12 protein-coding genes and 1 tRNA gene are annotated in these 11937 nt (G+C 60.7%); 8 read left to right on the forward strand and 5 right to left on the reverse strand.

Features of this window, described 5'->3' with window-relative positions; all coding sequences use genetic code 11:
* Positions 1–26: 26 nt before the first annotated feature.
* The 5 genes from murI to hemA are packed head-to-tail and all read right to left on the reverse strand — an operon-like array spanning position 27 to position 4773.
* Positions 27–818: a glutamate racemase gene (gene murI / locus ACMTA2_RS27585; protein ID WP_413792622.1), complete on the reverse strand. Its 792-nt coding sequence runs from the start codon at positions 816–818 to the stop codon at positions 27–29.
* A complete protein-coding gene (locus tag ACMTA2_RS27590; RefSeq protein WP_413792623.1) occupies positions 811–1566 on the reverse strand; it encodes a molybdopterin-synthase adenylyltransferase MoeB in 756 nt (251 codons plus the stop codon). Before ACMTA2_RS27590 ends, murI begins: the two co-directional genes overlap by 8 nt.
* On the reverse strand, positions 1560–2390 hold the full coding sequence (gene prmC, locus ACMTA2_RS27595) for a peptide chain release factor N(5)-glutamine methyltransferase (RefSeq protein ID WP_413792624.1): 831 nt from the start codon (positions 2388–2390) through the stop codon (positions 1560–1562). Before prmC ends, ACMTA2_RS27590 begins: the two co-directional genes overlap by 7 nt.
* A gap of 14 nt (positions 2391–2404) precedes the next feature.
* On the reverse strand, positions 2405–3487 hold the full coding sequence (gene prfA, locus ACMTA2_RS27600; protein ID WP_413792625.1) for a peptide chain release factor 1: 1083 nt from the start codon (positions 3485–3487) through the stop codon (positions 2405–2407).
* Positions 3484–4773, reverse strand: a complete 1290-nt coding sequence (gene hemA / locus ACMTA2_RS27605; RefSeq protein WP_413792626.1) for a glutamyl-tRNA reductase — start codon at positions 4771–4773, stop codon at positions 3484–3486. The genes prfA and hemA overlap by 4 nt, the downstream gene beginning before the upstream one ends.
* A 173-nt stretch (positions 4774–4946) precedes the next feature.
* On the opposite strand from hemA, the gene ACMTA2_RS27610 reads away from it, so the two are divergent.
* The 8 genes from ACMTA2_RS27610 to ychF all read left to right on the forward strand — a co-directional run bounded on the left by ACMTA2_RS27610 (position 4947) and on the right by ychF (position 11866).
* Positions 4947–6671, forward strand: a complete 1725-nt coding sequence (locus tag ACMTA2_RS27610; RefSeq protein ID WP_413792627.1) for a tetratricopeptide repeat protein — start codon at positions 4947–4949, stop codon at positions 6669–6671.
* Between the two features lie 4 nt (positions 6672–6675).
* Positions 6676–7293: a lipoprotein insertase outer membrane protein LolB gene (gene lolB, locus ACMTA2_RS27615; protein ID WP_413792628.1), complete on the forward strand. Its 618-nt coding sequence runs from the start codon at positions 6676–6678 to the stop codon at positions 7291–7293.
* A 1-nt stretch (position 7294) separates the two neighbouring features.
* A complete protein-coding gene (gene ispE, locus ACMTA2_RS27620) occupies positions 7295–8146 on the forward strand; it encodes a 4-(cytidine 5'-diphospho)-2-C-methyl-D-erythritol kinase (protein ID WP_413792629.1) in 852 nt (283 codons plus the stop codon).
* 37 nt (positions 8147–8183) lie between these two features.
* Positions 8184–8258 (forward strand) — tRNA-Gln (locus ACMTA2_RS27625).
* Positions 8259–8305: 47 nt separating this feature from the next.
* The gene (locus ACMTA2_RS27630; protein WP_003171603.1) at positions 8306–9247 is read left to right on the forward strand and encodes a ribose-phosphate pyrophosphokinase; all 942 of its coding nucleotides are present in this window, start codon (positions 8306–8308) and stop codon (positions 9245–9247) included.
* Between the two features lie 142 nt (positions 9248–9389).
* Positions 9390–9992 (forward strand): 50S ribosomal protein L25/general stress protein Ctc, encoded by a 603-nt coding sequence (locus ACMTA2_RS27635; RefSeq protein ID WP_413792630.1) that lies wholly within the window; start codon positions 9390–9392, stop codon positions 9990–9992.
* A 166-nt stretch (positions 9993–10158) separates the two neighbouring features.
* A complete protein-coding gene (pth, locus tag ACMTA2_RS27640; protein ID WP_003185374.1) occupies positions 10159–10743 on the forward strand; it encodes an aminoacyl-tRNA hydrolase in 585 nt (194 codons plus the stop codon).
* A gap of 22 nt (positions 10744–10765) precedes the next feature.
* Complete coding sequence (gene ychF, locus ACMTA2_RS27645; protein WP_413792631.1) at positions 10766–11866, forward strand: redox-regulated ATPase YchF; 1101 nt, start codon at positions 10766–10768, stop codon at positions 11864–11866.
* The last annotated feature ends 71 nt before the right edge of the window (positions 11867–11937 follow it).

The following is an 11937-nucleotide window of genomic DNA, read 5'->3' on the forward strand; positions in this document are numbered from 1 at the left end:
CGATTTACATAATTTTCACGTTTTTTTTACAGATCTAAGCTTCGCACAACGCCAGACGAATGCCATAGCGTAGGTAGGATTTTTCTCAAATGTATCGGGTCTGCGCTCGTCCAGAAGTGCGTTTCACTGGCCGGTCCTTCAGCCAATAATCCTCGTTCAGTCAACAGGCGTTGAAGTTGCCGGGCCACCGCGGCCCCTGTGTCGATGAGGCTGATGTGCCCGGGAATCATCCGCGCGAGCAATGGCTTGAGAAACGGATAATGCGTGCACCCCAGGATCAGCGTATCGCAGCCGGCCGCCAGCAAAGGCTCGACGTACCCTTGCAACCGTTGATACAGGGCCGGGCTTTGCAAATCACCCGTTTCGATCAACTCCACCAGCCCCGGACACGGTTGCGTGATGACTCGCACGTCGGTGGCGAAGCGGTCGAGCAAAGCGGCGAACTTGGCGCTCTGCAAAGTGCCGGTGGTGGCCAATACGCCGACGATACCGCTGCGGGTCGCGGCGGCCGCCGGCTTGACTGCCGGCTCCATGCCAACGATGGGCCAATGGGGGAAATCACGGCGCAGGTCGGCAACGGCAGCGACCGTTGCCGTATTACAGGCAACGACCAACGCCTTGGCGCCCTGCCCCAGGAGAAAATCGGCAATGACAGCGCAGCGTTGCCGAATGTACTCCGGGGTCTTTTCGCCGTAAGGAATATGCCCACAGTCGGCCACGTACAACAGCGACTCATTGGGCAGCAGCCGACGGATCTCCCCCAGCACCGACAACCCGCCGACACCCGAGTCGAGCACACCGACCGGCGCCTCACTCATGCTGACCACCACAGACGCTGCAACCGGGATCACGCTTGACCCGCAGCTCGCGGAACCGTGTACCCAAGGCGTCGATCAACAGCAGGCGCCCCACCAGCGGCTCACCGAAACCGGCCAACAACTTCAAGGCTTCAAGGGCTTGCAGGCTACCCACCAACCCCACCAACGGACCGATCACGCCGGCCTCGCTACAGGTCAGCTCGGCGTCGCTGCCGTGGCCGTAGAGGCAGTGATAGCAAGGGCTTTCAGGCCGGCGTGGATCGAATACCGACAACTGCCCTTCCAGGCGAATCGCCGCGCCACTGACCAGCGGTTTGCCCGTCGCGACACAGGCCGCGTTCACCGCTTCGCGGGTCGAGAAATTGTCCGAACAGTCGAGCACCACATCCACCGCCGCGACCGCGGCGGCCAGGCTGTCCTCGTCCATGGCCATCCGGTGAGGCATCAGCCGAACTTCGGGGTTGATCGCCCCCAGGCGCCGCATCGCCGAGTCGACCTTGCTCAGGCCGACGCTGTCGGTGTCGTGAATGATCTGGCGTTGCAGGTTGGTCAGGTCGACGCTGTCGAAATCCGCCAGGTGCATCTCACCCACGCCAGCGGCGGCCAGGTACAACGCCACCGGGGCACCGAGCCCGCCAAGGCCGATGATCAACACGCGGCTTTGCTTGAGCCGCAATTGGCCGTCAATGTCGACGTGCTGCAACAGAATCTGCCGGCTATAGCGCAACAACTCCTGATCGTTCAGCACGGCAGGCACCCCAGGCTGATGCGTTCATGACCACCCAGGTCCTTGCGGCTGTGGACTTCGACAAAGCCTTGGGTGCGCAGCAAATCGCGCACCGCTTCGGCCTGGTCGTAGCCGTGCTCGAGCATCACCCAGCCACCCGGCTCAAGGTGAGCCGGGGCTTGGGCAACGATCTGGCGCAAATCATCGAGCCCGTCCGGCCCGGCAACCAGGGCGCTGGACGGCTCGAAACGCACGTCACCCTCGGCCAGGTGCGGATCGCTGGCTGCAATGTACGGCGGGTTGCTGATGATCAACTCGAAACGGGTGCCTTCCAGCGCACTGAACCAGTGGCTGCTGAGCACCGTGACGTTGTGCAGATCCAAGCGCTGGCGATTGCGTTCGGCCAGGGCTACGGCCTCCAGCACCCGGTCGACCGCGGTGACTTTCCAGGCCGGACGCTCGCTGGCCAATGCCAGGGCAATCGCACCGCTGCCGGTGCCCAGGTCCAGGACCCGGGCCGGTGTGGCCGGCAACAAAGCCAGCGCGGTTTCCACCAGCAGCTCGGTGTCGGGACGCGGGATCAAGGTATGAGGCGCGACTTCCAGGTCGAGCTTCCAGAAGCCCTGTTGCCCGAGGATGTACGCCACCGGCTCGCCGGAGCGACGCCGCCGCAGGTATTCGCAGAACAGCAACGCTGCCTCACTGGGTACGATCCGCTCGGGCCAGGTGTGCAGGAAGCTGCGGGACTTGCCCAGGGCCGCGGCCAGCAACAACTCGGCATCCAACCGTGGCGAGGGCGAATCCGGCAGTTCGGCAGCGCGTAACAGACTGGCGATGATGGTCATTTATTCACCTGTGTTCACTCGCCAATCGCCGCCAACTGATCGGCCTGGTATTCGGCCAGCAACGGCTCGATCACCGCGTCGACACCACCGGCCAGGATCTCGTCCAGGGAATACAGGGTCAGGTTGACCCGATGGTCGGTGACCCGGCCCTGGGCGAAGTTGTAGGTACGGATCCGCTCGGATCGATCGCCCGAGCCCACCAGCAGTTTGCGTTCACTGGCGATGGCATTGGCGGCGGCGCTGGTCTGCTGGTCGTTGAGTTTGGCCGACAACCAGGCCATGGCCCGCGCACGGTTCTTGTGCTGGGAGCGTTCTTCCTGGCACTCGACCACGATGCCGGAAGGCAAGTGCGTGATGCGAATCGCCGAGTCGGTCTTGTTGACGTGCTGGCCGCCCGCGCCGGAGGAGCGGTAAGTGTCGACCCGCAGGTCCGCCGGGTTGATCTCGATGGCTTCCTGCTCGTCCGGCTCGGGCAATACCGCCACGGTGCAGGCCGAGGTGTGGATACGCCCCTGGGATTCGGTGGCCGGCACGCGTTGTACGCGGTGGGCGCCGGACTCGAATTTCAGCTTGCCGTAGACATTATCGCCTTCGACCCGGGCGATGACTTCTTTATAGCCGCCGTGTTCGCCTTCGTTCTCCGACAGGATCTCCACCCGCCAACCGCGACGCTCGGCATAACGCGAATACATGCGGAACAGGTCGCCGGAAAAAATCGCCGCCTCGTCGCCACCAGTGCCGGCACGGATCTCAAGGAACACGTTGCGTCCGTCGTTCGGATCCTTGGGCAGCAGCATGCGTTGCAGGTTGCTTTCCAATTCAACCAGTTGCTCCTTGGCTTCACGGACTTCCTCCACGGCCATTTCGCGCATGTCCGGGTCGCTGTCCTTGAGCAGCGCCTGGGCGCCTTCAAGGTCGCCCTGCACTTTAAGCAGCTGTTTATAGGTGGCGACAATCGGCTCGACTTCCGCGTACTCCTTGGAATAGGTGCGGAATTTGTTCTGGTCGGCAATGACTTCGCCATCGCCCAGCAAGGCGGTCAGTTCTTCGAAACGGTCCTGGAGGATGTCCAGCTTGTTGAGCAGTGACGCTTTCATTGCGATTTTTTATCCGAAAAGCTATCCGGTGAGCCCTCACCGAGGGCAAAGAGTTCCTGGGCCATGGCCAGCGCATCGAGGCGGCCTTCGGCGGTCAGCTTCTTGAGCTGGACACTGGGGGCGTGGAGCAGCTTGTTGGTCAGGCCGCGGGCCAGTTGCACCAGCACCTCTTCGGCGCTGCCGCCATTGGCCAGCAGGCGCTGGGCCTTTTGCAGCTCCTCGTCGCGCAGGCGTTCGCTCTGTTGACGATACGCCTTGAGCACGTCCACCGCCGCCAGCTCGCGCAGGCGTACCATGAAGTCCTCGGCGCCGACACCGATCATCTCTTCCGCCGCCTGGGCCGCGCCCTGCCGGCTCTTGAGGTTCTCGGCGACCACCTCGTGCAGGTCGTCGACGCTATAGAGGTAAACGTCGTCCAGTTCGCCGACTTCCGGCTCGATGTCCCGGGGAACGGCGATGTCCACCATGAAGATCGGCTTGTGCTTGCGCAGCTTCAGGGCACTTTCCACGGCACCCTTGCCGAGGATCGGCAACTGGCTGGCGGTGGAACTGATGACGATGTCACTGTGCACCAGCTCGGCGGGAATGTCTGACAGCAGCACCGCATGGGCACCGAACTGTTCGGCCAAAGTGCTGGCCCGCTCCAGGGTCCGGTTGGCGACGACAATGCGTTTCACACCCAGGTCATGGAGATGGCGGGCGACCAGGGTGATGGTCTCGCCGGCGCCAATGAGCAGCGCCTGGCTGCGTTGCAAGTCACTGAAAATCTGTTTCGCCAGGCTGACCGCGGCGAATGCCACGGACACCGGGTTCTCGCCGATGGCGGTGTCGGTGCGCACCTGCTTGGCGGCATTGAATGTGGCCTGGAACAAGCGCCCCAGCAACGGGCCGACAGTGCCGGCCTCGCGGGCCACGGCATAGGCTGATTTCATCTGGCCGAGAATCTGCGGCTCGCCCAGCACCAGCGAGTCGAGCCCCGAGGCGACGCGCATCATGTGACGAACGGCCGCATCGTCTTCATGCACATAGGCGCTGGCGCGCAGCTCTTCAAGGCTCAAATCATGGTATTCAGCCAGCCAGCGCAGCACTGAATCGGCTGAAACGTGATCCTGTTCTATATACAGCTCGCTGCGATTGCAGGTGGAGAGGATCGCAGCTTCGCGGCTGTCGGTGAGTCGGCAGAGCTGCTGCAGGGCCTCAACCAGCTGCTCAGGCGTAAAGGCCACGCGCTCGCGGACGTCTACTGAAGCAGTCTTGTGGTTAATACCAAGTGCAAGGAAGGCCATTCAAGGTCGCTGATGGTGACGTGAAGCCGGCAATTGTCCTACTTCGCCAGATTCAGAACAACCACTCGATCTCTATCGCCCTGCCCTGGGGCGGTAAATCGACGGGGCGGTTATGTTTGACCCAAGGCTTGTGTCATGATGATCCGACCGCAGGTTAGTCGTCCTCTTCCTATATGAATAGATCTTCCGCGTTGCTCCTCGCCCTTGCCTTGCTCAGCGGCTGCCAGTCCATGGCCCCCGTTTCGACGGACGGTACGCCGCCCGTCGAGGACAGTGTGCAGGCCCCTGAAAAACCCAAGGTCTACGGCTCGTTCAGCGAGGAAACCATCTTCAGCCTGTTGAGCGCCGAACTGGCCGGCCAGCGCAATCGCTTCGACATTGCGCTGGACAACTACGTGACCCAGGCCATCAACACCCAGGACCCGGGCATCTCCGAGCGCGCATTTCGCATAGCCGAATACCTGGGCGCCGACCAGCCCGCGCTGGATACCGCGTTGATCTGGGCCAGGAATGCGCCCGATGACCTCGAGGCGCAGCGCGCCGCCGCCGTGCAACTGGCCCGGGCCGGGCGCTACGACGACTCCATGGTGTATATGGAGAAAGTCCTGCTCGGCAAGGGCGACACCCATTTCGACTTCCTGGCGCTGTCCGCCGCCGATACCGACCAGGAAACCCGCAACGGCCTGATGAAAAGCTTCGATCGCCTGTTGCAGCGCCACCCGAACAACGGCCAGCTGATTTTCGGCAAGGCCTTGCTGTTGCAACAGGACGGTGACACCCAAGGCGCTCTCAGCCTGCTGGAAGACAACCCGCCGGAAGCCGGCGAGGTGGCGCCGATCCTGCTGCGCGCACGCCTGCTGCAAGGCTTGAACCGTGGCGACGAAGCGCTGCCACTGCTGGAAAAAAGCATCAAGAAGTACCCGGACGACAAACGCCTGCGCCTCACCTACGCCCGCATGCTGGTGGAAAACAACCGCATGGACGACGCGAAGGTGGAGTTCTCCAGCCTGGTCCAGCAATACCCGGAAGACGACGAGTTGCGCTACTCCCTGGCGCTGGTCTGCCTGGAAGCCAAGGCCTGGGAAGAGGCCAAGGGTTACCTGGAGGACCTGATCGCCCGGGAAAGCCATGTCGATTCGGCCCACCTGAACCTGGGCCGCATTGCCGAAGAACGCAACGACCCCGAGAGCGCATTGATCGAGTACGCCCAGGTCGGCCCGGGCAATGACTACCTGCCGGCGCAATTGCGCCAGGCCGATATCCTGATCAGCAACGGCAAGACCGCCGACGCCCAGAGCCGTCTCGCGGTACAACGCGACTCCCAACCTGACTACGGCATCCAGCTGTACCTGATCGAAGCCGAAACCCTGTCGGCCAACAATCAGGGCGACAAGGCCTGGAGCGTGCTGCAACAAGCCTTGAAGCAATACCCGGACGATCTGAACCTGTTGTATACCCGCGCCATGCTGGCGGAAAAACGCAATGACCTGGCCCAGATGGAAAAAGACCTGCGCCTGATCATCCAGCGTGACCCGGACAACGCCATGGCCCTCAACGCCCTGGGCTATACGTTGTCGGATCGCACCACCCGTTATGACGAAGCCAAGCTGCTGATCGAACAGGCCCACCAGATCAATCCGGAAGACCCGGCCGTGCTCGACAGCCTTGGCTGGGTCAATTACCGCCTGGGCAATCTCGACGAAGCCGAACGCCTGTTGCGCCAGGCCCTGGAGCGCTTTCCCGACCAGGAAGTCGCCGCTCACCTGGGCGAAGTCCTGTGGGCCAACGGCAAACAACGTGAAGCCCGGCAGATCTGGAGCCGATTCCTCAAGGATCAGCCTGACAGCCCCATCTTGCGCAGCACCATCAAACGCCTGACCGGATCCGAGACTCTTTAAGATTATGTTTTTGCGCCATCTCATCGTTTTCAGCTTCATTGCCCTGCTCGCCGGTTGCGCGGGCTTCGGCGCCCGTGAATCCGTCCAGGGCCAGGGTACCCAGGCCCAGTGGCGCGAGCACAAGCAACAACTGAGCGGCCTCGACGGCTGGCAGATCGACGGCAAGATCGGCATCCGCGCCCCGAAAGACTCGGGCAGTGGCACACTGTTCTGGCTGCAACGCCAGGACTACTACGACATTCGCCTGTCGGGCCCGCTGGGGCGCGGGGCGGCCCGCCTGACCGGCCGGCCGGGCCAGGTTTCGCTTGAAGTCGCCAACCAGGGACGCTACGAGGCACCCAGCCCCGAAGCGCTACTGGAAGAACAACTGGGCTGGAAACTGCCGGTTTCCCACCTGACCTGGTGGGTTCGCGGGCTGCCGGCACCGGACAGTAAAAGCCGCCTGACCCTCGACGCCGACAGCCGCCTGTCCAACCTGGAACAGGATGACTGGCAAATCGAATACCTCAGCTATGCCCAGCAAAGCGGCTACTGGCTGCCCGAACGCATCAAGCTGCACGGCAGCAACCTCGACGTCACGCTAGTGATCAAGCAATGGCAGCCGCGCAAGCTGGGGCAATGACATGACCGCTGCACGCCTGACCCTGCCCTCCCCGGCCAAGCTCAACCTGATGCTGCACATCCTCGGTCGTCGCCCGGACGGCTACCACGAGTTGCAGACGATATTTCAATTCCTCGACTATGGCGACGAGATCACCTTTGCCGTGCGCGACGACGGCGTGATTCGCCTGCACACCGAGTTCGACGGTGTGCCCCACGACAACAACCTGATCGTCCGAGCGGCGAAAACGCTCCAGGTACAATCCGGCTGTACGCTGGGCATCGATATCTGGATCGAAAAAATCCTGCCCATGGGCGGTGGCATCGGTGGCGGCAGTTCGAATGCCGCGACGACTTTATTGGGCCTCAACCATTTGTGGCAGCTTGGCTGGGACGCCGATCGCCTGGCGGCCCTGGGCCTGACGCTGGGTGCCGACGTGCCGGTTTTCGTGCGTGGCCACGCCGCTTTTGCCGAGGGCGTCGGGGAAAAACTCACCCCGGTGGAACCCGAAGAACCCTGGTACTTGGTGCTGGTGCCGCAAGTCTCTGTAAGTACAGCAGAAATTTTTTCAGATCCACTGTTGACACGTAACTCTCCTCCCATTAAAGTGCGCCCCGTTCCCAAGGGAAACAGTCGAAATGACTGCTTACCGGTGGTAGCAAGGCGTTATCCAGATGTTCGTAACGCTTTGAATTTGTTAGGTAAATTTACCGAAGCAAAACTCACCGGAACTGGAAGTTGTGTGTTTGGGGGCTTCCCAAGCAAAGCTGAAGCTGATAAAGTCTCGGCCCTTCTGACAGAGACCCTTACAGGGTTTGTAGCAAAAGGAAGCAACGTTTCGATGTTGCATCGCAAGCTGCAAAGTCTGCTCTAAAAGGAATCGAGTGCTGGGCACTCGCAGCAACAGATACAGGGGCGTCGCCAAGCGGTAAGGCAGCAGGTTTTGATCCTGCCATGCGTTGGTTCGAATCCAGCCGCCCCTGCCATTTTCCTATACTCATCCAGGTATACCCTCAGCCTTCAGGTACTGCGCGTGTCCAAGATGATGGTCTTTACGGGGAACGCCAACCCCGATCTGGCTCGGCGTGTCGTACGTCAGCTGCATATCCCTCTCGGTGACATTTCTGTCGGTAAGTTTTCCGACGGCGAAATCACTGCCGAGATCAATGAAAACGTTCGCGGTAAAGACGTCTTCATTATTCAGCCGACTTGCGCTCCGACCAACGATAACCTGATGGAACTCGTCGTGATGGCTGATGCCTTCCGTCGTTCCTCGGCTACTCGTATCACTGCTGTTATTCCTTACTTTGGTTATGCCCGTCAGGATCGCCGTCCGCGTTCCGCACGTGTGGCGATCAGCGCGAAAGTCGTGGCTGATATGCTCACCGTAGTCGGCATCGACCGTGTCCTCACGGTTGATCTGCATGCTGACCAGATTCAGGGTTTCTTCGATATTCCCGTGGATAACATCTACGGCTCCCCCGTCCTGGTGGATGATATTGAAGATCAGCGCTTCGAAAACCTGATGATCGTGTCCCCGGACATTGGCGGCGTCGTGCGTGCACGGGCCGTTGCCAAATCCCTGGGCGTGGATCTGGGTATCATCGACAAACGCCGCGAGAAAGCCAATCACTCCGAAGTGATGCATATCATCGGCGACGTCGAAGGGCGCACCTGTATCCTGGTCGATGACATGGTCGATACCGCCGGCACCCTGTGCCATGCGGCCAAGGCCCTGAAAGAGCATGGCGCAGCCAAGGTCTTCGCCTACTGCACACACCCTGTGCTGTCGGGTCGAGCGATCGAGAACATTGAAAATTCCGTGCTGGACGAGCTGGTGGTGACCAACACCATCCCGCTGTCCGCTGCCGCACAAGCCTGTGCACGTATCCGTCAATTGGATATCGCGCCGGTGGTTGCCGAAGCGGTTCGCCGCATCAGCAATGAAGAATCGATCAGCGCGATGTTCCGCTAAGGGCCCTGCCCTTTCCTGGACATCTCGTTGACGAAAAGCGCCCCGCCCCGACATCACCTGTCGGGGCGGGGCTTTTTTGCCCATACCGTGCCTGACGCTGGTCGCAAACGTCACTCGGTCATGGCTATTTTGGAGATACAACATGAACGAATTTACTCTGAATGCTGAAGTGCGTTCCGACCTGGGGAAAGGTGCGAGCCGCCGCCTGCGTCGTCTCGCAAGCCTGGTTCCAGCTGTAGTCTACGGTGGCGACAAAGCCCCTGAGTCCATCAGCATGCTGGCCAAGGAAGTTGCCAAACTGCTCGAAAACGAAGCGGCCTACAGCCACATCATCGAGCTGAACGTTGGCGGCACCAAGCAAAACGTCGTGATCAAGGCCCTGCAGCGTCACCCGGCCAAAGGCCACGTGATGCACGCTGACTTCGTCCGCGTTGTTGCCGGTCAGAAGCTGACTGCTGTTGTTCCAGTGCACTTCATCAACGAAGCTGCTCCGGTCAAGAAAGGCGGCGAGATCTCGCACGTGACTTCCGAGCTGGAAGTTTCCTGCCTGCCGAAAGACCTGCCTGAATTCATCGAAGTCGACCTGGCTAACGCCGAAGTCGGCACGATCATTCACCTGTCCGACCTCAAGGCACCTAAAGGCGTTGAGTTTGTTGCTCTGGCACACGGCGATGACAAGGCTGTTGCCAACGTCCACGCTCCACGTGTTGCTCCAGAAGCCACTGAAGAAGGCGCTGCAGAGTAATTTCACTCTGTCGCCGGAGTGACCGGAAACATCGCGGACTGGAACGTAGCGAGACAGCGGGCGAGAACGCGAAGTTTACTTAACGGTAAATCCGCCATTTTCGTCCACTGTCGCAACACCGCCTGATTGCGACATTGTTATCCACACTCCAGGAAGGGCCCCTATCGTGACTGCCATTAAACTGATCGTTGGCCTGGGAAATCCAGGCGCTGAATACGAACAGACCCGGCATAACGCAGGGGCCCTTTTTGTTGAGCGCATCGCGCACGCACAAGGCGTCAGCCTGGCGGCCGATCGCAAGTATTTCGGCCTGACCGGGCGCTTCTCGCATCAGGGTCAGGATGTTCGCCTGTTGATTCCCACCACCTACATGAACCGCAGCGGCCAGGCCGTGGCGGCATTGGCCGGTTTCTTTCGCATCAAGCCTGAAGAAATCCTGGTGGCCCACGACGAACTCGACCTACCCCCGGGCGTTGCCAAGCTCAAGCAAGGCGGCGGCCATGGCGGTCACAACGGGTTGCGCGACATCATCGCGCAACTGGGTAATCAGAATACCTTTCACCGCCTGCGGCTTGGCATCGGCCACCCGGGCGTCGCCAGTATGGTTTCTAACTTTGTCCTGGGTCGTGCGCCTCGCGCCGAACAGGAAAAACTCGATGCCAGCATCGACTTTGCCCTCGGCGTGCTGCCGGATATCCTCGCCGGTGAATGGAACCGTGCGATGAAAAACCTGCACAGCCAGAAGGCCTGACACTTATCCGAGGGGAAACACCATGGGATTCAATTGCGGCATCGTCGGCCTGCCTAACGTCGGCAAGTCCACCCTGTTCAACGCCCTGACCAAATCCGGTATCGCGGCCGAGAACTTCCCCTTCTGCACCATCGAGCCGAACAGCGGCATCGTGCCGATGCCCGATCCGCGCCTGGAAGCCTTGGCGGCTATCGTCAACCCCAAGCGCATCCTGCCGACCACCATGGAATTCGTTGACATCGCAGGCCTGGTGGCAGGTGCGTCGAAAGGCGAAGGCTTGGGTAACAAGTTTTTGGCCAACATCCGTGAAACCGATGCCATCGCCCACGTAGTGCGCTGCTTCGAAGATGAGAACGTGATTCACGTCTCCAACAGCGTCGACCCGAAACGCGACATCGAAATCATCGACTTGGAACTGATTTTCGCCGACCTCGACAGCTGCGAAAAACAACTGCAGAAAGTGGCTCGCAACGCCAAGGGTGGCGACAAGGACGCCGTCGTCCAGAAGGGCCTGCTGGAGCAGTTGATCGCCCACTTCACCGAAGGCAAGCCTGCGCGCAGCCTGATGAAGAACATGAGCACCGACGAGAAGCTGGTGATCAAGGGCTTCCACCTGCTGACCACCAAACCGGTCATGTACATCGCCAACGTCGCTGAAGACGGTTTCGAAAACAACCCGCACCTGGACGTGGTCAAGGCCATTGCCGAAGAAGAAGGCGCCGTGGTCGTTCCAGTCTGCAACAAGATCGAAGCGGAAATCGCCGAGCTGGACGACGGTGAAGAGAAAGACATGTTCCTCGAGGCCCTGGGCCTGGAAGAACCTGGCCTGAACCGCGTGATCCGCGCCGGCTACGAGATGCTCCACCTGCAGACCTACTTCACCGCCGGTGTCGAGGAAGTCCGCGCCTGGACCGTCCGCGTCGGCGCCACCGCACCGCAGGCCGCCGGCGTGATCCACACCGACTTCGAAAAAGGCTTCATCCGTGCCGAAGTCATCGCCTACTCGGATTTCATCCAGTACAAAGGCGAAGCGGGCGCCAAGGAAGCCGGTAAATGGCGTCTGGAAGGCAAGGAATACATCGTCAAGGATGGCGACGTGATGCACTTCCGCTTCAACGTCTAGATTTCATTGCCGTAAAAAAGCCGCGTTGATTCGCGGCTTTTTCATGTGTGAGGTGGGCCTGACACCACTAT

It is taken from the genome of Pseudomonas medicaginis (genome assembly GCF_965119365.1).
In the GTDB taxonomy this organism is placed as follows: domain Bacteria; phylum Pseudomonadota; class Gammaproteobacteria; order Pseudomonadales; family Pseudomonadaceae; genus Aquipseudomonas.